Below are 21864 nucleotides of genomic sequence, written 5' to 3' on the forward strand. Positions count from 1 at the left end.
AACGAGTCCGAAGGCGACATGAACAGCAGGTGTCCGACAGGGTTTGCCAGGCGGCGTCCAGCCTGGGACACTTGCCCGCGGTGGACATCACACTCATAGTCGTCCTGGTCATCGCGTTGGCCCTCTTCTTCGACTTCACAAACGGTTTTCACGACACCGCCAACGCGATGGCGACCCCGATCGCCACCGGTGCGATGAAGCCCAAGGTGGCCGTCACGGTCGCCGCGGTGCTCAACCTCGTCGGTGCGTTCCTCAGCACCGCGGTGGCGACGTCGATCTCGCACGGCCTCATCAACGAGGGGCCCGGAGGCGTGGCGATCAGCCCGGAGATGATCTTCGCCGGGCTCATCGGGGCGGTCGTCTGGAACATGATCACGTGGCTGCGCGGCCTGCCGTCGTCGTCCTCGCACGCGCTGTTCGGCGGGCTCATCGGTGCCGCGATCGTCGGTGCGGGGTTCAACGCCGTCAACTACGCGGCCCTGCTGACGGTGGTGATCATCCCCGCGTTCCTCTCGCCGGTGATCGCCGCGCTGGTCTCGTTCCTGTCCACGCGGATCGCGTACCGGATCACCCGGCGCCCGGTCTTCCCGAACGAGCGCGGCGGCTTCCGCATCGGCCAGGTCTTCACGAGCTCGATGGTGTCGCTCGCGCACGGCACGAACGACGCGCAGAAGACGATGGGCGTCATCACGCTGACCCTCATCGCCTCGGGTGCGCAGTCGTCCGAGCAGGGCGTCCAGTTCTGGGTCGTCATCGCCTGCGCCCTGGCGATCGCCCTCGGCACGTACACCGGCGGGTGGCGCATCATCCGCACGCTCGGGTCCGGCATCACCGAGATCCGCGCGACGCAGGGGTTCGCGGCCGAGGCGTCGACCGCGGCGACGATCCTCGCCTCGAGCCACCTCGGCTTCGCGCTGTCCACCACGCAGGTGTCCTCCGGCTCGATCATCGGCGCCGGTCTGGGCCGCCGCGGGTCGAAGATCCAGTGGTCCACCGCCGGCAAGATCGTGATCGCCTGGTTCATCACCCTCCCGGCAGCCGCTGCCGTCGGCGCGGTCGCGTCCGGCATCGCCCGCCTCGGCGTCACGGGCCTCGTCATCGACGCGGTCGTCGGCGCCGCGGTGATCCTCGGGCTCTACCTGTGGTCGCTCCGCAAGCCGCACGAGCAGGCTGCCGCGATCGAGGTGGACGTCGCCGCCAACGCGGTGTTCACCCGCAAGGAGCTGCGTGACCTCCAGCGGAAGAAGCGCGCCGAGACCGTCGCCGCGCGTCGAGCCGAGCTGAGCCGCGAGCGCACCCTGCGCCGCATGGCCGGCCGCAAGGGAGGACGACGCTGATGAGCATCGACTGGTTCGCGTTCCTCACCGTGGCGATCGTGTCGCTCGTCGGCGCGTGCTTCGTGGTCACCGTGTACTCGATCGGCCTCCGCTTCTGGAGCGCCGCCGACACCCGCGCCGGCAAGTTCACCGTGAAGGACGACGGCACGATCGGTCCGGCGACGGTCGGGTTCCCGCACCCGTCGAACGTCACGACCGCCGTGCGCTGGTTCCGGACGCTGTCCGTCGCCTGCTTCGTCGTCTCCGGCGCGGCCGTCCTCTACGGCATCTACCTCATCGTCCCGCAGTTCCACTGACGCATCCCGCGCTGACGCGTGCGCGCCCTGGGCGCGACCCCCTGACGGCCTGGAGGCACGGTGCCGACCCGCACCGCGCCTCCAGGCCGTCACCGCGCGCGTCCACCGCGCCACCCGCGACGTCCGCGCACGTCGCGACGCGCCCGCCCGGGCCTGGGCCCGGCCCCGACCGGCCGGACGGGCTACCCTCGTGGGCGTGACCGGCAACGAAGCAGCACAGACCCGTACCGAGACCGACTCCCTGGGGTCGCGTGACGTCCCAGCGGACGCGTACTGGGGCATCAACACCCTCCGCGCCCTCGAGAACTTCCCCATCACCTCGGTGCCGATCGCGGTCTACCCGGACCTCATCGAGGCCCTCGCGACCGTCAAGCAGGCGGCCGCCCGGGCGAACAAGGCGATCGGGGTGCTCGACGCCGAGCGTGCCGACGCCATCGACCGTGCCGCGCAGGAGGTCCGCGACGGCTCGCTCCGGGACCAGTTCGTCGTCGACATCGTGCAGGGCGGTGCCGGTACCTCGACGAACATGAACACGAACGAGGTGCTCGCGAACCGCGCCCTCGAGCTCCTCGGCCGCGAGAAGGGCGACTACGGGTACCTGCACCCGATCGACCACGTCAACCGCAGCCAGTCGACGAACGACACGTACCCGACGAGCATCAAGCTCGCGATGATCCTCGGCGTGCGGCGGCTCGTGTCGCAGCTCGAGGCGCTGTCCGACGCGTTCGCGGAGCGCGGGCACGCCTTCCAGGACGTGCTGAAGATCGGACGCACGCAGCTGCAGGACGCGGTGCCGATGACCCTCGGGCAGGAGTTCACCGGCTTCTCGCACACCATCCAGGAGGACGTCCTCCTGCTCAAGACGGTCATGCCGCTGCTCGCCGAGACGAACCTCGGCGCAACGGCGATCGGCACGGGCATCACGGCCGACCCCCAGTACCGCGACGAGGTCCGCCGCCAGCTGCAGGTCGCGTCCGGGCTCGACATCGTGACGGCCCCGGATCTCATCGAGGCGACGAGCGACGCCGGCGCGTTCATGACCCTGTCCGGCACCGTGAAGCGGAGCGCGGCGAAGCTCTCGAAGATCTGCAACGACCTGCGGCTGCTGGCCTCGGGTCCGCAGGCCGGCCTGGGGGAGATCACGCTCCCGGCCCGGCAGGCGGGGTCCTCGATCATGCCGGGCAAGGTGAACCCGGTCATCCCCGAGGTCGTGAACCAGATCGCGTTCGCGGTCGTGGGGGCGGACACCACGGTCACGATGGCGGCCGAGGGCGGGCAGCTGCAGCTCAACGCGTTCGAGCCGATCATCGCCCACTCGATCCTGCAGTCGCTGCAGTGGATGGCGAGCGGGTGCGCGACGCTCCGGGTGAACTGCGTGGCCGGGATCGAGGCGAACGAGGCGAAGCTCGCGGCCCAGGTCGACACGAACGTCGGCGTCGTCACCGCGCTCACGCCGTACATCGGGTACGCGGCCGCGGCGTCGATCGCGCACACGGCGTTGACGACCTCGACGCCCATCTCGACGCTCGTGACCGCGGCGGGGCTCATGGAGGAGGACCAGGTCCAGCGCGTCCTGAGCCCGGCGCGGCTGTCGGGCATCGAGCTGGCGACGGGGGCGATCCCGGTCGTCACCGAGGAGATGCTCGACCGGGCGGCGCGCGAGCGCTGACGCGCGGCGCCGCGCCGCGCCTCCGCAGTGTGCGAGGTTCCGCGCACGGTGCGGGGCAATCGCGCTCCCACACCGGTCGGAACCTCGCACACTGCGATCGCGGGCTCGCACCGTGCGAGCAGCGTTCACCCGGTGCCTACGGCATCGGCGGCTCGCCGACCCGCACCTGCCGGGACAGGTCCCGCAGGTGTTCCGCCGCCTCGGCCTGGGCGGGATCGGCGTCGTCCTCGGCCGCCCGCTGCGCCGCGATCGTCCGGACGTGGTGCGCGGCGGCGATGTCGGCGTCCCGCCACCGGGCGAGCGTGAAGTTCCGCGTGACGTCCCGCAGCGGCAGCCGGATGGACTCGTCGGCCTCGATCCCGGCGAGGAGCTGGCGCATCCGGATCACCTCGGAGTCGAGCTCACCGCCCACCACGAGGACGAAGTTCGAGATGTACAGGTACACGAGCAGCAGGATCGCGCCACCGAGCCACCCGTACGCCTTGTTGCCGCCGCCGATCGTCTCGACGTAGAGCGAGAACCCGAGCGTCGCCAGTGCCCACGTCACGATGGCGAACCCGGCACCGGCGGACACCCACCGCAGCTGCGGCGTCTTCACGTTCGGCGTCGCGTAGTACAGCACCGCGACCATCACGACGAGGTCGGCGGCGAGGATCGGCCACTTCACCACGTTCCAGAGGTCGTCGATCCACGGCGCCCACCCGAAGGACCGGATGACCGCGGCGGAGATCGTCGGGGTGCCGAGCAGGATCACGATCGCGATCGCACCGCCGGCCATCACGAGCAGCGTGACGAGGAGCATCATGCTGCGGAACTTCCAGATGCGACGCCCCTCCTCGACCTCGTAGGCGGTGTTCATCGCCCGGCCGAACGCCGTCGCGTACCCGGAGAGCGACCACAGCGTCAGCACGACGCCGATCGCGAAGCCGAGCCACGGGTTGTCCAGGGTGAGGAGCTGCCGGAGCGGACCCTCGAGGTGCGCAGCCGTCTCGGGGCGGACGATGAACCCGAGGATCCCGATGATGTCCTCGAGGCTGTCGCCCTGCCGGTCCACGATCGACAGGGCCGACACCACGGTCAGCGTCGTCGGGAACACCGTGAGCAGCGCGAAGAACGTCAGCGACGCCGCCGCGTCGACGACGCGGTGCCGGATGACCGAGTGGTAGGTGCGCCGGACCACGGCGCGGACTCCCGTCCGCTGGAGGTCGCGCGATGCGCTGTCCGGCATGCGTTGTACGGTACCCGACACCTGCGGGCCAGGAGGCGCGGTGGCGGCCCGCACCGCGCCTCCCGTCCGGTCGACGGTCGCGTCCGGCGGCCGCTCCGCTCGTCAGTTCGCGTGCGGGTGCCGTGCGTCGTACCGGCGGAAGGACGGCACCGCGCGGAGGAGCAGCGCGACCAGGCCGATGATCAGCACGCCGCCGATGATCGGCGGGTACGCGATGCCGGCGGCGACCACGAGCCCCGCGTAGAGGTCGCCCAGCCGCGGTCCACCGGTGACGACGACGATGAAGATGCCCTGCAGGCGTCCGCGCATGCCGTCCGGGGAGGCGGCCTGCAGGATCGTGTTCCGGAACACCGAGCTGACGTTGTCCGCGCCGCCGGCCGCCGCGAGGAAGAGTGCCGCGAGGCCGAGCGCGGGCAGGATGCCGGTGCTGAACGCGTCGCCCTCGCGGCCGCCGAGCGCGTGGGCACAGGCGATGACCACGCCGAACGCCGCGATCGCGCCACCGTAGGCGGTGATCGCCCAGCCGACCGCCTCGCCCTGGCGGCGGACGTGTCCGAGCGGACCGGAGAACACGCTCGAGAGCAGGGCTCCGATCGCGTACGCCGCGGTGAGGGTGCCGACGGTGATCGACCCGCCGCCGATCACGAGCGCACCGATCGCGGGGAAGAGCACGCGGGGCTGCCCGAACGTCATCGCGACGATGTCGAGCACGAACGTCATGGTGATGTTCCGCGACCGTCGGAGGAACCGCGCCCCCTCGACGAGCGAGCTGAGCCCCGGACGGAGCGCGTCCCGGTCGGCGGCCATCCGCGGCAGGGTGAACACCCCGAGGAACGCGAACGTGAACAGGACCACGTCGATCGTGTACGTCGGGGCGAAGCCGACGGCCGCGATGAGCACGCCCGCGACCGCGGGACCCACCGTGACCTGGAACCCCGAGGCGATGCCGCCGAGGGCGCTCGCCGCCGGCAGCAGGTCCGTGCCCACGAGCCGGGGCACGATCGCGGAGCGGGACGCGTTGCTCACGGTCGCGGCGACGGCGTTGACCGTGGCGAGGACGTAGAGCAGGGCGACGCTGTGCAGTCCGAGCCAGGCGTGCGTGGCGATCAGGGCCACGGCGGCCCAGGCGATCACGGCGGACACGAGTGCGACGGTGCGCCGGTCGAACGCGTCGGCGAGCATCCCGCCGTAGAGGCCGGCGACGATCATCGGCAGGAGCGCGATCACGCCGACGAGGGCGACCGCGAAGGTCGAACCGGTGATGTCGTAGACCTCGAGGCCGACGGCGACGGTGGTCATCTGCGTGCCGATGCCGGCGATGGCGGTGCCGAGCCAGAGCCGGGCGAACGCGGGGGAGCGGCGGAGCGGGGTGAGGTCGGCGAGGAGACGGCGTCGGCGCTCGCCGGTCGGTGTGGATGATGTCACGGTGGAACCATTCTGGGGGCTGCGGCGCCGTCCGTGGACGTGCGGGGCCGTGTCCGCGCTCTCTGGTTGACTGGCGGGCATGACTGACCTGAACAGCAAGCCCGAGTTCGACGCCCCCGAGGGCCCCGCCCCCACCGAGCTCGTCATCACCGACATCGTCGAGGGCTCCGGCGACGTGGCCTCCGCCGGGTCGACCGTCAAGGTGCACTACGCCGGCGTCGAGTACGAGACCGGCGAGGAGTTCGACAGCTCGTGGAACCGCGGCGAGCCGATCGACTTCCCGCTCGCCGCCCTGGTGCGCGGCTGGCAGGAGGGCATCCCCGGCATGAAGGTCGGCGGGCGCCGCAAGCTCGTCGTCCCGCCGGAGCTCGCCTACGGCCCCGCCGGCGGTGGCCACTTCCTGTCCGGCAAGACCCTGATCTTCGTCATCGACCTGCTCGGGGTCCGCTGATGCAGGTCGGCGCACCGACCATCGAGCTGAACGACGGACACCGGTTCCCGGAGCTCGGCCTCGGCACCTACGGGCTGAACGGCGACGAGGGCGCCGCGGCCGTCGGGACGGCGATCGCGGGCGGCTACCGGCTGCTCGACACCGCGCTCAACTACGGCAACGAGGACGCCGTCGGCAAGGCCGTCCGCGAGTCCGAGGTGGCGCGCGAGGACCTCGTCGTCACGTCGAAGCTCCCCGGCCGCCACCACGGCTACGACGAGGCGCACCGCTCGATCGACGAGACCCTCGGCAACCTGGGCCTCGACTCGGTCGACCTGTACCTGATCCACTGGCCGAACCCGTCGGTGGACAAGTTCGTCGACACGTGGAAGGCCTTCGTCGACCTCCGCGACAGCGGCAAGGTCCGCTCGATCGGCGTCTCGAACTTCACCCCGGAGCACCTGCGTCGCATCGTGGACGCCACGGGTGTCGCCCCGGCCGTGAACCAGGTCGAGCTGCACCCGTACTTCCCGCAGGGCGAACTGCGGAAGGTGCACCAGGAGCTCGGCATCGTGACCGAGAGCTGGAGCCCCCTGGCGAAGCGGTCGGAACTCCTCACGGAGCAGCCGATCGTCGACGCCGCCGCCGCGCACGGGGTCACCCCCGGGCAGGTCGTGCTCCGCTGGCACGTCCAGATCGGTGCCGTCCCGGTGCCGAAGTCCGGCGACGCGGCCCGGCAGCGTGAGAACCTCGACGTCTTCGGCTTCGAGCTGACCGACGCCGAGGTCGCGGCGATCTCCGGCCTCGAGCGCGGACGCCTCTGGGACGGCGACCCGGACACGCACGAAGAGATGTAGGAAGCCTCACTTCGGGATGGGGGGACTACACTGGGTTCCCCTGTCCCGAAGGGTTGTGTGTGTCAGAACCGACCGAGATCGACCGCGAGCGCGGCTACGTGGACGGCCTGTTCGGCCGTCTCGACGAGCTGACCGCCGAGGCCGAGCAGCGTCTCGCCGAAACCCGTCGTCAAGCGGTCGGCGGGAACCACCAGAGCCGCAGTGAACGCGACGCGTACGCCCGGCTCTACGAGGACACCATCGCGACGCTCGAGCGCGTCGGCGACCGCCTGGTCTTCGGGCGGCTCGAGGTGTCCGAGCCGGACAGCGACGAGGACTCGTTCCGCTACATCGGCCGCGTGGGCCTGCGGGACCGCGACCACCGACCGCTCCTGCTCGACTGGCGCGTCCCCGGTGCCAGCGCCTTCTACCAGGCGACCGCCGCGCACCCGATGGGCATGCGCGCCCGCCGGCACCTGACCCTCGACGGGCGCAGCGTCGTCGGCATCGAGGACGAGGTCTTCGACGCCACGCTCTACGACGACGAGCGCACGCACCTGCAGGGCGAGGGCGCGCTCCTCGCCGCGGTCACCGCCGAGCGCACCGGCCGGATGACGGACATCGTCGCGACGATCCAGGGCGAGCAGGACCGGATCATCCGCTCCCCGCTCGAGGGCGTGCTCATCGTCCAGGGCGGCCCCGGCACGGGCAAGACCGCCGTGGCCCTGCACCGTGCGGCCTACCTGCTGTACTCGTACCGCGAGCGGCTCCGGGGCTCCGGCGTGCTCATGGTCGGCCCGTCGCCGGCGTTCCTGACCTACATCGAGCAGGTGCTCCCGTCGCTCGGCGAGACCGGCGTGGTGATGGCCTCGCTCGGCTCGCTCTACCCGGGCGTGCACGCGACGAAGCACGACCAGCGCGACGTCGCCGCGGTGAAGGGCTCGGCCGAGATAGCGCAGCTGCTCCGTCGCGCGGTGCGGTCCCGCCAGGTCGTCCCGACCGAGTCGGTCACGCTCGACGTCGAGGGGGAGCGGCTCGTCGTGCCGCCCGAGCTCGTCGCCGACGCCATGAAGCGTGCGCAGGACCGCGGGAAGCCCCACAACGCCGCCCGCGTCACGTTCAACAAGACCGCGCTCGACGCCATGACGCGGTTGCTCGCCGAGCAGCTCCGCCAGCGCGGGACCACCGTCGACGAGGCGGACGAGAAGGTCCTGCGCGAGGACATCCGGTCGTCGTACGACGCCCGCGTGCTCCTCAACACCGCGTGGCTGCCGCTGCCGCCGGAGAAGCTCCTCGAGGACCTGTACGCCCGGCCGAACTGGCTCGCCTCGCTCACCCCCCACTGGACCCCGGAGCGCCGGGCCCTGCTGCTGCGGGAGCGGGGAGCCGCGTTCACGGTCGAGGACGTCCCGCTCCTCGACGAGGCCGCCGAGCTCCTCGGCCCGTTCGACCCCACCGGCGGTGCCGCCAAGCGCGCGGCGAAGGCCAGCCGCAACCGCGACATCGAGAACGCCCGCCAGGCCATCGAGAACATGGGCGTCGAGGGCATCGTCACCGCCGAGCAGGTCGCCGGCTCCTTCGCCGAGGGCGGCGACCCCCGCTCCACCGCCGAGCGCGCCGCCGAGGACCGCGAGTGGACCTACGGCCACATCGTCGTCGACGAGGCGCAGGAGCTCTCCCCGATGCAGTGGCGGGTGCTCGCCCGCCGGAACCCGCTCCGCTCGTTCACGATCGTGGGCGACATGGCGCAGGGGTCCTCGCCCGGGGCCGCCCGCACGTGGGACGACGTCGTCGGCGCCCTCGCCCGTCGTCGTCGGGGCCGCGCGCCCCAGGTGCCGATCGAGCACCGCGTCGAGGAACTCACCGTGAACTACCGCACGCCGCGCTCGATCGTCGAGGCCGCCGGGGCCTTCGCGGACGCCGCCGGCCTCGCGGTCACCCGGACCGAGGCCGTGCGCGACGGCGACCCCGTGGTGCGCGTCACGTCCAGCCGGGCCGAGGTGCTCGACACGGTCGCCGCGATCGTCGGCAGCGAGCGGGAGCACATCGGGGCCGGCACGATCGGCGTCATCGTGCCCGAGGCGGACGTGGACGCGGTCCGCGAGCGGTTGGCCCGGACCGAGGTGGACGTCCGGTCGCTCGGGTCGCCCCGGCCGGGGTCCGTCACGGTGCTCACGGGCGCCGATGCGAAGGGGCTCGAGTTCGACGGCGTGCTGCTGGTCGACCCGGAGCGGGTCGGTGCGGACGCGGCGCGTGCGGCTGCCGCCGTGTACGTCGCCATGACGCGCCCGACGCGCCGCCTGACCGTCATCGACGTCGCCTGAGCGCGGCGCGCGTCACTTCGTGAGCGCCGCGCGCGTCACTTCGTGAGCGCGGCGCGCGTCACTTCGTGAGCAGGAATGGTCGGGTGCGCGCGGGCGACCCGACCGTTTCTGCTCACGAAGCGAGCGCACGAGCGCGCGGGCGGGCGCGGGCGCACGGGAGGCGCGGCGCACCTCCGTCAGGTCGGGGTGCCCTCGGCCCGCACGCGCGTCACCAGCGCCGCCCACGGGCCGTCGAGGCGGGTGCCGGGGATCGTGACCGTCGTCCGTTCGACGGTGATCGTCCACGTGAAGTCGTCGCGGACGCCCGGCGCAGGGGCACTCGGGGCGTCGCGGGGCAGGGCACCGACGAGCGCCGACCACCCGCCCGGGTCGTCGCAGGCATCGGTGTCGACGCGCCAACCCCTGGTGGTGCCGGCGATGCCCCCACTGCGGCGGACGTCGATGTGCATGCCCCCGACGGTACGCCGGCAGCCCGGCTCAGTCGAGCACGCCGACCGTGCGCCAGGCGTCCTGCACCGCGGTGTGCTGCGCCGACCCGTCCCCGAAGCGCGTGCGGGCGGCGTCGACGGTGACGGTGGCGAACCCGGCGAAGTCGATCGAGGCGGTGACGGTGTCGGACGTGAGGGCGTCCCACCAGACGGCTCCGGCGCCTTCCCACGCGTTGCCGCCGATCACCGTGGCGGCCAGGTAGAAGGCGTGGTTCGGAATGCCGGAGTTCGTGTGCACGCCGCCGGAGTCCTCGGTGGTGTCGACGTACCCGGCCATCGTCGCGGGCTGCGGGTCCTTGCCGAGCACCGGATCGTCGTAGGCGGTGCCGGGGGCCTGCATCGACCGCAGTGCGACGCCGTGCACGGCCGGCGTGAAGAGCCCCTCGCCGATGAGCCACGACGCCTGGTCGGCGCTCTGGCGGCGGGCGTACTGGGCGACGAGCGACCCGAAGACGTCGCTGATCGACTCGTTCAGCGCCCCGGACTGCCCCTCGTACGTGAGGTCGGCGGTGTACTGGGTCACGCCGTGCGCGAGTTCGTGGCCGATGACGTCGACCGCGATCGTGAAGCGGTTGAAGACCTCGCCGTCGCCGTCGCCGAACACCATCCGGCTGCCGTCCCAGTAGGCGTTGTCGTAGTCCTGCCCGTAGTGCACCGTGGCGTCGAGGGGGAGGCCTGCGCCGTCGATCGACACCCGGCCGAACACCTCGAGCCAGAAGGCGTGGGTGTCGCCGAGGCCCGTGTACGCCTCGTCCACCGCGGGGTCGCCGGAGTCCGGGTCGCCCTCGCGCCGGACCGGGGTGCCCGGGAGCGTGGTGCTGCCGTGCGCGTCGGAGATGGTCCGCTGCGGCGACCGGTCGACCGTGCCGCTCACGCCCTGCGGACGGACCCGGTGCTCGTGCTTCGGACGCTGGACGGTGTCGAGCGACGCCAGCGCCGTCCGTGCCGCCGAGGCCGCGCGTGGGAAGCCCCGGGCATCGGCGACGGCGCGGAGCAGGTATGGCGGGACGACGGATCGGATGCGGTCGGTCGGGGTCATGGCGTCATGGAACCACCGGGCACCGACACCGCGGTCAGTCCTGCTTGCGGTTCTCCACGAGCCCGAGGGCGTACGACTCCCACCACTGTCCGGCGGCCGGCCCGCCGTTGCAGGTGCCGTCGCTCAGCCCCGGCGTCTTCACCCACAGCAGCGCGTCGAGCCGGGTGGAACCGCGGGTGACGTGCGGGGCCTGACCGAGGCCGGCGCCGTCCGGGTTGCACCACGTGCCGCGCCAGCCCTGACCGTTGCGCGAGACGTCGATGACGAAGTGCGTGTCCCCGCCGATCGCGTCCGCGAGCCGATCGGCGTAGGCGCGTTCCTGGTCGACCCGGTAGAAGTTCGAGACGTTCGTGAAGAAGCCCTGCACCCGGTCGACCCCGGCCTCGCGCAGCCACTTCGCCATCGTCGCCGTCGGCACGCGGTTCTCGTTCCCGCCGTCGAGGTACACGGTGAGGCCGTGGCCGCTGAGCTCGTCGACGGCCTTGCGGATCAGGGGCAGGCGGTCCTGCTCGAGGCGCTTGCACACCTGGATCTGGGCGATGGCGTCCGGCTCGACGAGCACGACGGCCCGGGAACCCGCCATGGCGCGCACCGCCGACCGGACCCACGGCAGGTACTCGTCCGCGGCGGTCCCGCCCTTGGAGTAGCTGCCGCAGTCGCGGTCCGGGACGTTGTAGAGGACGAACACCGGCGTCTTCCGCTGCCGCTCGGCGCTGCGGACGACGTCCCGGATGGTCCGGCGCGTCTCGGACACCGAGGTGTTCGTCAGCCAGGTGGCGATCGGCTCGTCCGCGATGACGGCGATCTTCCGGGCCGTGGTGTCGTCGCCGTCGGCACGGGCCTCGGACTCCCGCTTGCCGGGCTGGTTCTCGGCCTCGGGCTGCTCCGCGAGGCCGCCCGGGAACGCCTCGGACGCCGTCTTCCGCTCGGCGACCTGCCTGCCGGTGGGCTCGGTGCCGCGGGGGAGCACCAGCACGAGCGTCACGACGAGCGCGGCGACGACGACCGCGGCGAGCCCGATCCACGTCCACTGACGACGGCCGGGGCTGCGGCGTGCACGGGTTCCCTCGAGACTCGGCATGCGCCCATGCTCGCAGGTGCGCCCCCGGCGTGCCCAGGCCCGGCCCGTCCCGCCGGGCGTTCACCCAGCGTCGCCGCCGGTTCTTGCCAGGACCGTGTCCCAGACTGGCCGGATGTTTCGGAAGCTCCTCCTCCTCGCCCTGACCGCGGCGTACGCCTGGGTGATCTGGCGGATGACGCTGACCCCGCAGGTCTTCTCGGCGGCGCAGAACTCCCTCGTCCTGCACGCGATCGCCTGGGTGCAGCAGCTCCCGCACGGCACGTGGTTCAGCTACGACCGCGTGGAGTTCCTCGCCAACATCGCGATGTTCGTGCCCGTGGGGATGCTCGCCGCGCTGTGGCTCCCGCGCCGGTGGTGGATCCTCGGTGCGGTCGTCGCGGTCGTGCTCTCCACCGGCATCGAGTTCGCGCAGGCGACCTACCTGCCGTACCGCGTGGCCGATCCGCGCGACGTCCTGTCGAACGGCCTCGGCGGCCTGCTCGGCGCGACGCTCGTCGGCCTCGTCCGCAGTCTCTTGCCGGCACCACGTCGGCGTCGCCTGCGCGCCAGGACCGTCTAGCGATCTGGTAGTCTTGCGCGGTTGCCGTCGAACGGCCGCGGACAAAGAGCGCTCGTGCATCAGGCACGGGCACCGCGCAACGGACTGAAAGGGGATCTACGCATGGCACTTGACGCGAAGGTCAAGCAGGAGATCATCGAAGAGTACGCGACCCACCCGGGCGACACCGGTTCCCCCGAGGTCCAGGTCGCCGTTCTGACGCGTCGTATCAACGACCTGAACGAGCACCTCAAGGAGCACAAGCACGACCACCACTCGCGTCGTGGTCTGCTGCTCATGGTCGGTCAGCGTCGCCGTCTCCTCGGTTACCTCTCCGACGTCGACATCGCCCGCTACCGTGCGCTCATCGAGCGTCTCGGCCTGCGTCGCTAGTCGACCGACCCACGGCTTGACCGAACGCCCCGGCCCTCACACGAGGACCGGGGCGTTCTCCGTTCCCCCGGGAATGGTTGCGGGGGACGTGCGGTTGGGTACGATGTTCATGCAAACGCATCGAAAGTCGGGACTCACCATGACCACCATCGCCGTCGTCTCCGCCGGGCTCTCCGAGCCCAGCTCCACCCGCCTGCTCGCCGACCGCCTGGGCGAGGCCACGATCGCGGCGCTCGCCGCACCGAGCCCGTCCGGCCTGCCAGGAGGCGCGGCCCACGTCCTGCACGTCGACCTGCGTCCGCTGGCGCACGAGATCACCGACGCGATGCTCACCGGGTTCGCCGCACCGGCGCTGTCCGCCGCGATGGCGACGGTCGTCGAGGCCGACGCCGTGGTGTTCGTCACGCCGATCTTCACCGCCGGCGTGAGCGGTCTGGCGAAGTCGTTCCTCGACGTGCTCGACAAGGACTCGCTCGCCGACATGCCGGTCCTGCTCGGAGCCACCGGCGGCACCGCACGACACTCGCTCGCGATCGAGCACGCGCTGCGTCCGGTGTTCGCGTACCTCCGCGCCGCGGTCGTCCCCACCGGTGTGTTCGCCGCCACCGACGACTGGGGGAGCGAGGGCGACTCGGCTGCACTGGACGGTCGCATCCGCCGGGCCGGTGAGGACCTGGCCTGGGCGATCCGCGCCTCCCGTCGGACCCCGCAGGAAGCCGACGCGCTCCCCGAGACGGCGGACTTCGCGTCCCTGCTCGGTGGGCTCGGCCACTCGCCCGTGCGCTCTTAGGCCGGCCACAGGGGTCGTCGGGCGGGGGTGCAGCCCCTGCCCGGCCCGCTCACCGGTGGGCTCGGGAACCTCGTCGTGACGACGGATCGTGACGACGAGGAGGACCGATGGACACCAGGGGCAACGGCCGGCGACCCGGCTGGACGACGAGTGCGCTCGTCAGCGTGGGCGGGCTCGTGGTCGCGGCGCTGACCGGGGCCGGGGTGTGGTTCGGGCACGAGCAGGCCACGACGGGCTCGGCCGACTCGTCGACGAGTGACGCCGGGACCTCGTCCGACGCCGGGACCGCGACCGACCAGGGCGTGAGCCAGGGCACGACCGGTGGCTCCGGCTCCTCGGACGCGACCACGACGGGATCGTGACCGTGCGTGCCGCAGCCGAGTGGGACCTCTGGACCACCACCGCCCGCGTCGTCCTCGACCACCGTGACCGCCGCCACCTCGCCGCCGCACGGGCGTGCGTCGTCGAGGTCACCGCCGCCGTCGACGCGGCGTGCAGCCGCTTCCGCAGCGACTCCGAGCTCGTCGCCCGCGCAGCCGACCTGGTGCGCGGCGCCGAGGTCTCCCCGCTCCTCGCCGCACTCGTGCACCACGCGCTCGACGCCGCACGTACCTCCGACGGCGACGTCGACCCGACCCTCGGCGCCCGCATGGCGTCGCTGGGCTACGACGCCGCGTTCGCCGACGCCGCGCCCGTGCCGACGCCCGAGGCCGTGGCCCGAGCGCTCGACGGTCGCCCGGCGTGGCAGCGTGTCCTGCTGTCCGGCACCTTCCTGCGCGTGCCTGAGAGCGTCACGCTCGACCTCGGTGCCACCGCCAAGGCCGCCGCTGCCGACATGGCCGCGGCGAGCATCACCGCCCGCCTCGGCATCGGCGCGCTCGTCTCGCTCGGCGGGGACGTCGCGACCGCCGGGCCCGACCCGTCCGGCGGCTGGCAGGTCCGGGTGCAGGACCTCGACGACGACCCCGCCGACCACGTGCGGATCGCCTCCGGCTGGTCCGTCGCGACCTCGAGCACCCGGAAGCGCCGGTGGGAGCAGGACGGCCACGCCCGGCACCACATCCTCGACCCGCGGTGGGGGCTGCCGGCCGAACCGGTCTGGCGTTCGGTGACCGTCGTCGCGCCGTCGTGCGTCACGGCGAACACGATGACGACCGCCGCGGTCGTCCGTGGACACGGTGCCACCGAGATGCTGCGGCGGAGCGGTCGCGCGGCACGCCTGGTCGCTGCGGACGGCACCGTCGTCCGGATCGGGGGCTGGCCCGCCGACGACGGCTGATCAGTACCAGTGCGGGTTGACGCTCATCTCGTGGTTCCACGCCCCGCACGGCGAGCCGTAGGCGTCGTGGATGTAGGCGAGGCCCCAGTTGATCTGGGTCGCCGCGTTCGTCCGCCAGTCCGCGCCCGCGACGGACATCTTCTCCGCCGGGAGTGACTGGGGGATGCCGTACGCACCGCTCGAGACGTTCAGGGCGTTCGCACGCCAGCCGGACTCCTGCGTCCACAGGGACACCAGGCACGAGAACTGGTCCGACCCCCACCCGTACGACCCGATGGCGCTGCGGGCGTACGCCTGGGCACCCGCCGGGTCGACCACGACGCCGCCCGTGCTCGGGTAGGACGAACCGCCGCCGCTCGTCGACGGGACGGCGGGGCTCGGTGCCGCGTCGGCTGCTGCTGCTGCCGCGGCCGCCTCCTCGCGCTTCCGCTGCTGTTCGGCCTTCTGCGCCGCGACCTGCACGCCGAGCTGGTACCGCTGCTCGGTCTTCGCGGTGGTGTCCTTGAGCGACGCCAGCTGGGCGTAGAGCTCGTCGCTGTGCTGCTGCGTGTCGTCGACCGCGGCGTCGGCGGCGGCCTCGGCGTCCTTCGCCGCGCTCGCCTTCGTCTCGGCGGCGTCGGCCAGGTCGGCGCGTTCGTCCTCGGCACGGGTGGCCTGGTCGTGCAGCGAGGACGCGGTCTTCGCGGCGACCGAGGCGTCGTCCATCACGCCGGCCCACGTCGACGACAGCTGGTCGAGCGCGCCGAGCTGGTACAGCAGCTGGGAGGGGTCCTTCGCCGTCGCGATGCGCGTGGTCATCTGGCTCGAGCTGCCGTCACGGTAGAGGTTCGCGGCGAGCTGGCCGGCGCGCTGCTGGGCGCGGTCCGCGGTCTTCGCCGCCTGGTCCGCCTGGGTCTGGAGGCTCGTGGCGGCCTGGGTGGCCGACGCCAGTGCCGACTCGGCCGCGTCCGCACGCTGGGACGCCACGAGCGCCGCCTGCGACTTCACGGCTGCGGCCTGCTGGGCGGACTCCAGCGCCGCCTGGACCCTGGTGACCTCGGCCTTCTTGGTCTGCTCGTTGCCCTTCGCGTGCTCGACGTCCTGCCAGCTCGGGTACTCCGTCGCGTTCGCCGGGACAGCGGTGACGACGGGGGCGACGAGCGCGCCGACGACCACTGCGGCCGCGACGAACCAGCCCCGGGAGGGGGTGAGGCGCATGGCAGCAGGCTAGCGAGGACACTCCGGTTCGCCGTGAGCCTCGCCGCCGAATCCCTGAGGACTGGTAAAGTCCATCACGTCCAGGGACCGTTTCCCCGGGCGTTACGACAAACACTGCGCAGGCCGGGCACGGAGCTGGTCATCGGTGGTGGCTCGCGGGCCGGACGGTTTCCCGAGTGCTTCTACTGCTGGCCAGACATGCGTCCCGATCCCTTCGGCGCGCACGCACCATCGGGTGCCGTGGCCCCAGCCTGCCGAACACATCAAGGAGGCACCCTTTTGGAGGGTCCCGAGATCAAGTTCGCCGAGGCCGTTCTCGACAACGGCAAGTACGGCAAGCGCACCGTCCGGTTCGAGACCGGTCGGCTCGCACAGCAGGCGCAGGGCGCGGTCGCCGCGTACCTCGACGAGGACACCATGCTCCTCTCGGCCACCAGCGCCGGCAAGCACCCGCGTGAAGGGTTCGACTTCTTCCCGCTGACCGTCGACGTCGAGGAGCGCTCGTACGCCGCCGGCAAGATCCCCGGTTCGTTCTTCCGTCGTGAAGGCCGTCCCAGCACCGAGGCGATCCTCGTCTGCCGCCTCATCGACCGGCCGCTGCGCCCGTCGTTCGTCGACGGCCTCCGCAACGAGGTCCAGATCGTCATCACCGTCCTGAGCATCGCTCCGGACGAGTTCTACGACGCGCTCGCGATCAACGCCGCGTCCGCGTCGACGCAGATCTCCGGTCTGCCGTTCTCCGGCCCGATCGCCGGTGTGCGCCTCGCGCTCATCGGTGACCAGTGGGTCGCGTTCCCGAAGGCGTCGCAGCTCGCCGAGGCCGTCTTCGACCTCACCGTCGCTGGACGTGTCGTCACGGACGAGGCCGGCAACGAGGACGTCGCCATCATGATGGTCGAGGCCGAGGCCACCGAGCACAGCTGGGACCTCATCCAGGGCGGCGCGACCAAGCCCGACGAGGCCGTGGTCGCGCAGGGGCTCGAGGCGGCGAAGCCGTTCCTCAAGCAGCTCGTCGAGGCGCAGGCGAAAATGGCCGCCCAGTCGGCCAAGGAGATCCAGGACTACCCGGTCTTCCCGCCGTACGCCCCCGAGGTCTACGACGCGGTCGAGGCCATCGCGCTGTCCGAGCTCGGCGACGTCTACAAGATCGCCGGCAAGCTCGAGCGTCAGGACGCCGACGACGCCCTGAAGGCCCGCGTCAAGGAGGCCATCGCCGCCAAGGTGACGGCCGGCGAGCTCCCCGAGAGCGCCAACGGCCAGGTCAGCGGTGCCTACAAGTCGGTCACGAAGAAGGTCGTCCGCGGCCGGATCCTGACCGAGCAGGTCCGCATGGACGGTCGCGGCCTCGCCGACATCCGTCCGCTCGACGCCGAGGTCGCCGTGATCCCGCGCGTCCACGGTTCGGCGATCTTCCAGCGCGGCGAGACCCAGATCCTGGGCGTCACCACGCTGAACATGCTCAAGATGGAGCAGCAGATCGACTCGCTGTCGCCCGTCACGAAGAAGCGCTACCTGCACCACTACAACTTCCCGCCGTACTCGACGGGTGAGACCGGTCGTGTCGGTTCGCCGAAGCGTCGCGAGATCGGGCACGGCTTCCTCGCCGAGCGCGCCCTCGTGCCGGTGCTGCCGTCGCGCGAGGAGTTCCCCTACGCCATCCGTCAGGTGTCCGAGGCCCTCGGCTCCAACGGTTCGACGTCGATGGGTTCCGTCTGCGCCTCGACCCTGTCGCTCCTCAACGCCGGTGTGCCCCTCAAGGCCCCGGTCGCGGGCATCGCGATGGGCCTCGTCTCCGACACCGTCGACGGTCAGACCCGCTACGCGGCGCTGACCGACATCCTCGGTGCCGAAGACGCGCTCGGCGACATGGACTTCAAGGTCGCCGGCACCTCGGACTTCGTCACGGCCATCCAGCTGGACACGAAGCTCGACGGCATCCCGTCGTCGGTCCTCGACGCCGCGCTCAAGCAGGCCAAGGAGGCCCGCTCGGCCATCCTCGGTGTGCTGAACGAGGCGATCGACGCCCCCGACGAGATGGCGGACACCGCTCCTCGTGTCATCTCGGTGCAGATCCCCGTCGACAAGATCGGTGAGCTGATCGGCCCGAAGGGCAAGACGATCAACGGGATCCAGGACGAGACCGGCGCCGACATCTCGATCGAGGACGACGGCACCGTCTACATCGGCGCCGTCGACGGTCCGTCGGCCGAGGCCGCTCGCGCCCAGGTCAACGCGATCGCGAACCCGACGAACCCGGAGATCGGGGACCAGTTCCTCGGCACGGTCGTCAAGATCGCCACGTTCGGTGCGTTCGTGTCGCTGCTCCCGGGCCGCGACGGTCTGCTCCACGTCTCCGAGGTGCGCAAGCTCGCCGGCGGCAAGCGTGTGGAGAACGTCGAGGACGTCCTCGGCGTCGGCCAGAAGATCCTGGTCGAGGTCACCAAGGTGGACGACCGCGGCAAGCTGTCGCTCGCGCCGGTCGTCGCCGACGAGGTGGACACCGAGGGCGGCAAGGGACACGAGTCCCACGCCGAGGCCCCGGCCGAGGGCTGATCCCTCCCGCGTCCTGACGGACGAACGGCCGCCGTCCCTTCCGGGGCGGCGGCCGTTCGCCGTTGTGGGACTACGCGGCGGGGGTCTCCTGCGTGCCGACGAGCTGCGCGCGGCCGAGCAGGTGCTCGCGGAGCACGAAGCCGACCACCGCGGGCGTCGCGTCGGCGGGCGCCTCGAGGACGGGCACGTCGAGCGCGCTCAGCGTGAAGAAGTACCGGTGCGGCCCGTGCGCGGCGGGCGGTGCCGCGCCGAGGAACGTGTCCGTCCCGAACTCGTTGCGGCGACGCAGCGCCTCGGCGGGGAGCAGCGCGTCGTCGGTCCCGGCACCGGCCGGCAACGAGGTCGTCGACGCCGGGACGTCCGTGAGGCTCCAGTGCCAGAACCCGGACCCCGTCGGGGCATCGGGGTCGTACACCGTGAGCACGAAGCTCTGCGTGCCCTCCGGAGCGCCGGACCACTCGAGCGCGGGGGAGCGGTCCTCGCCGCCGGCGTCGGTGCCGCGGGCGGACGTCGGGAGCACGCCGCCGTCGGTGAAGTCGGGGCTGGTCAGGGTGAAGGACGGGACCTCGGGGAGGTTCCAGTTGGGGTCGTTGGCCATGTCCCCAGCCAACACCCGCGTGCTCGGATGTCGCTCGGTGCCCACCGGCGGACGGGAGGCGCGGTGCGGGGCCGACCCGTGCCTCCAGGCCGACAGACGGTCGCGTTCGTCGACGCGACGTGCGTCGTCAGGCGGCGAGCACGCGCTCGACGACGCGGCCGAGGGCCGCCGTCGCCGCGATCGCGTCACCGGCGTACGCGCCGGACATGGCGCCGTCGCGTGCGAGCATGAGCTCGTCCGCACCGTCGCCCGGCAGGGTGTGGCCGGACTCCTGCAGCAGGTCGGCCAGTCGCTCGGTGTACCAGTCGCGGTGCATCGCGACGACCTCGCGCACGGGGTCGCGCGGGTCGTGGTACTCGGCGGCGGCGTTGAGGAACGCGCAGCCGCGGAAGTCGGGGTCGTTGACCTCGTCGGCGAGGGCCGTGACCCAGGCCCGGACGGCGGCCTCGGGCGAGCCGGCATCGGCGATGAGCTGTTCCATCCGCTGCTGCACGCGTTCGTGCTGCGTCCGGATGTAGGCCAGGATCAGGTTGTCCTTCGACCCGTAGTGCTTGTAGAACGTCGCCTTCGTGACGCTCGCCTCGGAGATGAGACGGTCGACGCCGACGCCGTGGATGCCCTCTTCGTAGAAGAGCCGCGTGGCGGTCTCGAGGATCCGGACCTTCGCGCCGCCGGAACGGGGAGCCGGGGGGACGCTCGACCCGTCCGGCGACGCGAGGTTCGTGCTCGGGCCAGGGAGACGCTGGACGGTCGGTTGGGGGGAATCGACCGTCACAGCGTGGCTCTCCTTGGGCTCATCGGCTCCGCGGCGGAGCGGGGGGACTCGTGCCGCGCGAGGACTGATGTCCCGAGCCACCGGATCGGAATATAGGGGGGCTTCCGATCCGGTACGAGAACTGTACCACAAGGAGGACAGACAGACGAGTCTTTCTATCCTCCATATCTGTACCCCACTTCGAGTGACACCGTGAGCGGCTGTGGAAACTGGGCGGCGGGCGCTCCGGGGTCAGTAGGCTCGTCTGCGATGAACCACCCAGTGCCGTTGCCGCTCGAGGCCCCGGACACGTCGTTCCTGACGTCCGGGGGCGCCTTCGTCCGCCGAACCGTCCTCCCGTCCGGCGTGCGGGTCCTGACCGAGGCCATGCCCGGAGCGAGTTCGACGAGCCTCGGCTTCTGGGTCGGGGTCGGCTCCCGCGACGAACGCGACGGCCAGTACGGCTCGACGCACTTCCTCGAACACCTGTTGTTCAAGGGGACCCGGACCCGGTCGGCCCTCGACATCGCGATCTCGTTCGACTCCGTCGGTGGCGAGCACAACGCCGCGACCGCCAAGGAGTACACGTGCTACTACGCACGGGTCCGTGACGCCGACGTCCCGATGGCGGTCTCGGTCATCGGGGACATGGTCACCGGCTCCGTCCTCGACGACGCGGCGTTCGACATCGAGCGCGGGGTCATCCTCGAAGAGCTGGCGATGGCGGCGGACGACCCGGCCGACGTCGCCGGCGAGGCGTTCTTCGCCGCGGCCTTCGACGGGCACGCCCTCGGCCGGCCGATCGGCGGCACGCCGGAGAGCATCCGCGCCGTGCAGCGGGACGAGGTCCTCGCCCACTACCGCGAGCACTACGCGCCGAACGGCATCGTCGTCACCGCCGCCGGGGCGATCGACCACGACCGCTTCTGCGAGCTCGTCGAGGCCGTGTTCCAGGGTGCCCCGAACGCTGCTCCGCTGGCACGGCGCACGCCGCAGCCGGTGGCGGACCCGGCGATCCCCAAGCTCTCGGTCGTGCACCGTCCGACCGAACAGGTCTCGATGCTCCGCGGGTCGCAGGGCCTCGACCTCCGCGACGAACGGCGGCCGGTCCTCAGCGTGCTCAACGCCGTGCTCGGCGGCGGCATGAGCTCCCGACTCTTCCAAGAGGTGCGCGAGCGCCGCGGACTCGCCTACGCGGTGAGCTCCTTCGCGCCCGCGTACCTCGACAACGGTGCCTTCGGCGTCTACGCCGGGTGTGCCCCCGACAACGTCGCCGGGGTCGTCGAGATCGTCGACGCGGAGTTCCGCCGGATGGTCGACGACGGCATCACCAGCGACGAGCTCCGTCGCGCGAAGGGGCAGATCGAGGGGGCGCTCACGCTCTCGCTCGAGGACTCCGACGCCCGGATGACCCGACTCGGCCGGTCCGAGCTCGGCACGGGGGAGTTCACCGACCTGGCCACCGCCCTCGAGCGCGTGGACCGGGTCACCACCGACGACGTCCTCGACCTGGCCCGCGACCTCCTGACCCGGCCCACGATCACCTCGGTGGTCGGGGCGGTGCAGCAGGACGAGCTCGCGGCCGCGATCGGGATCGGCGGTTGAGCAC

General features: G+C 71.9%; 21 protein-coding genes. 13 read left to right on the forward strand and 8 right to left on the reverse strand.

What is annotated here, in order from left to right; translation table 11 throughout:
• Nucleotides 1–80 precede the first annotated feature (80 nt).
• From JSX79_RS02950 to JSX79_RS02960, 3 genes are all read left to right on the forward strand, one after another.
• Nucleotides 81–1337: an inorganic phosphate transporter gene (locus tag JSX79_RS02950; protein WP_083294992.1), complete on the forward strand. Its 1257-nt coding sequence runs from the start codon at nt 81–83 to the stop codon at nt 1335–1337.
• Nucleotides 1337–1633 (forward strand): hypothetical protein, encoded by a 297-nt coding sequence (locus JSX79_RS02955; RefSeq protein ID WP_070416529.1) that lies wholly within the window; start codon nt 1337–1339, stop codon nt 1631–1633. Before JSX79_RS02950 ends, JSX79_RS02955 begins: the two co-directional genes overlap by 1 nt.
• A 196-nt stretch (nt 1634–1829) precedes the next feature.
• Nucleotides 1830–3302, forward strand: a complete 1473-nt coding sequence (locus tag JSX79_RS02960) for an aspartate ammonia-lyase (RefSeq protein ID WP_070419138.1) — start codon at nt 1830–1832, stop codon at nt 3300–3302.
• A gap of 136 nt (nt 3303–3438) precedes the next feature.
• Here JSX79_RS02960 and JSX79_RS02965 read toward each other — a convergent pair whose 3' ends face one another.
• Together JSX79_RS02965 and JSX79_RS02970 are read right to left on the reverse strand one after the other, a co-directional pair.
• Nucleotides 3439–4530, reverse strand: a complete 1092-nt coding sequence (locus JSX79_RS02965; protein WP_229085116.1) for a YihY/virulence factor BrkB family protein — start codon at nt 4528–4530, stop codon at nt 3439–3441.
• A 102-nt stretch (nt 4531–4632) separates the two neighbouring features.
• Entirely contained in the window at nt 4633–5955 is a 1323-nt protein-coding gene (locus JSX79_RS02970) for an MFS transporter (RefSeq protein ID WP_083403314.1), read from the reverse strand.
• A 79-nt stretch (nt 5956–6034) separates the two neighbouring features.
• On the opposite strand from JSX79_RS02970, the gene JSX79_RS02975 reads away from it, so the two are divergent.
• Genes JSX79_RS02975 through JSX79_RS02985 form a run of 3 tightly spaced genes read left to right on the forward strand, consistent with a single transcriptional unit; the run spans nt 6035 to nt 9545 of the window.
• Complete coding sequence (locus JSX79_RS02975) at nt 6035–6406, forward strand: FKBP-type peptidyl-prolyl cis-trans isomerase (RefSeq protein ID WP_092094011.1); 372 nt, start codon at nt 6035–6037, stop codon at nt 6404–6406.
• Nucleotides 6406–7242 carry an aldo/keto reductase gene (locus tag JSX79_RS02980; RefSeq protein WP_070416527.1) on the forward strand — a complete coding sequence of 279 codons (837 nt, stop codon included), beginning with the start codon at nt 6406–6408 and terminating at the stop codon, nt 7240–7242. Before JSX79_RS02975 ends, JSX79_RS02980 begins: the two co-directional genes overlap by 1 nt.
• 59 nt (nt 7243–7301) lie before the next feature.
• Entirely contained in the window at nt 7302–9545 is a 2244-nt protein-coding gene (locus JSX79_RS02985; protein ID WP_229085117.1) for an ATP-binding domain-containing protein, read from the forward strand.
• A gap of 176 nt (nt 9546–9721) precedes the next feature.
• Here JSX79_RS02985 and JSX79_RS02990 read toward each other — a convergent pair whose 3' ends face one another.
• Genes JSX79_RS02990 through JSX79_RS03000 form a run of 3 tightly spaced genes read right to left on the reverse strand, consistent with a single transcriptional unit; the run spans nt 9722 to nt 12153 of the window.
• Nucleotides 9722–9994 carry a protealysin inhibitor emfourin gene (locus JSX79_RS02990; protein ID WP_092383984.1) on the reverse strand — a complete coding sequence of 91 codons (273 nt, stop codon included), beginning with the start codon at nt 9992–9994 and terminating at the stop codon, nt 9722–9724.
• A 28-nt stretch (nt 9995–10022) separates the two neighbouring features.
• The gene (locus JSX79_RS02995) at nt 10023–11072 is read right to left on the reverse strand and encodes a M4 family metallopeptidase (protein WP_229085118.1); all 1050 of its coding nucleotides are present in this window, start codon (nt 11070–11072) and stop codon (nt 10023–10025) included.
• A gap of 34 nt (nt 11073–11106) precedes the next feature.
• A complete protein-coding gene (locus JSX79_RS03000) occupies nt 11107–12153 on the reverse strand; it encodes a glycoside hydrolase family 6 protein (RefSeq protein ID WP_229085119.1) in 1047 nt (348 codons plus the stop codon).
• A 112-nt stretch (nt 12154–12265) separates the two neighbouring features.
• On the opposite strand from JSX79_RS03000, the gene JSX79_RS03005 reads away from it, so the two are divergent.
• From JSX79_RS03005 to JSX79_RS03025, 5 genes are all read left to right on the forward strand, one after another.
• Nucleotides 12266–12712: a VanZ family protein gene (locus JSX79_RS03005; RefSeq protein WP_175473608.1), complete on the forward strand. Its 447-nt coding sequence runs from the start codon at nt 12266–12268 to the stop codon at nt 12710–12712.
• Nucleotides 12713–12814: 102 nt separating this feature from the next.
• The gene (gene rpsO / locus JSX79_RS03010) at nt 12815–13084 is read left to right on the forward strand and encodes a 30S ribosomal protein S15 (protein WP_070416523.1); all 270 of its coding nucleotides are present in this window, start codon (nt 12815–12817) and stop codon (nt 13082–13084) included.
• Between the two features lie 139 nt (nt 13085–13223).
• A complete protein-coding gene (locus JSX79_RS03015; protein ID WP_229085120.1) occupies nt 13224–13874 on the forward strand; it encodes a CE1759 family FMN reductase in 651 nt (216 codons plus the stop codon).
• 107 nt (nt 13875–13981) lie between these two features.
• Nucleotides 13982–14236, forward strand: a complete 255-nt coding sequence (locus tag JSX79_RS03020; RefSeq protein WP_229085121.1) for a hypothetical protein — start codon at nt 13982–13984, stop codon at nt 14234–14236.
• A complete protein-coding gene (locus tag JSX79_RS03025) occupies nt 14233–15153 on the forward strand; it encodes an FAD:protein FMN transferase (RefSeq protein WP_229085122.1) in 921 nt (306 codons plus the stop codon). Before JSX79_RS03020 ends, JSX79_RS03025 begins: the two co-directional genes overlap by 4 nt.
• Here JSX79_RS03025 and JSX79_RS03030 read toward each other — a convergent pair whose 3' ends face one another.
• On the reverse strand, nt 15154–16350 hold the full coding sequence (locus JSX79_RS03030) for a hypothetical protein (protein WP_229085123.1): 1197 nt from the start codon (nt 16348–16350) through the stop codon (nt 15154–15156).
• Nucleotides 16351–16629: 279 nt separating this feature from the next.
• On the opposite strand from JSX79_RS03030, the gene JSX79_RS03035 reads away from it, so the two are divergent.
• Nucleotides 16630–18903, forward strand: a complete 2274-nt coding sequence (locus JSX79_RS03035; RefSeq protein WP_071295422.1) for a polyribonucleotide nucleotidyltransferase — start codon at nt 16630–16632, stop codon at nt 18901–18903.
• 70 nt (nt 18904–18973) lie between these two features.
• Here JSX79_RS03035 and JSX79_RS03040 read toward each other — a convergent pair whose 3' ends face one another.
• Nucleotides 18974–19501 carry a YbhB/YbcL family Raf kinase inhibitor-like protein gene (locus JSX79_RS03040; RefSeq protein WP_229085124.1) on the reverse strand — a complete coding sequence of 176 codons (528 nt, stop codon included), beginning with the start codon at nt 19499–19501 and terminating at the stop codon, nt 18974–18976.
• A 127-nt stretch (nt 19502–19628) separates the two neighbouring features.
• On the reverse strand, nt 19629–20276 hold the full coding sequence (locus JSX79_RS03045; RefSeq protein ID WP_071295424.1) for a TetR/AcrR family transcriptional regulator: 648 nt from the start codon (nt 20274–20276) through the stop codon (nt 19629–19631).
• A 249-nt stretch (nt 20277–20525) separates the two neighbouring features.
• Between JSX79_RS03045 and JSX79_RS03050 the strand changes: the two genes are divergently transcribed.
• The gene (locus tag JSX79_RS03050; RefSeq protein ID WP_070416515.1) at nt 20526–21860 is read left to right on the forward strand and encodes a pitrilysin family protein; all 1335 of its coding nucleotides are present in this window, start codon (nt 20526–20528) and stop codon (nt 21858–21860) included.
• Nucleotides 21861–21864: the final 4 nt, after the last annotated feature.

The sequence above is a fragment of the Curtobacterium sp. GD1 genome, from assembly GCF_020882855.1.
Classification (GTDB): domain Bacteria; phylum Actinomycetota; class Actinomycetes; order Actinomycetales; family Microbacteriaceae; genus Curtobacterium.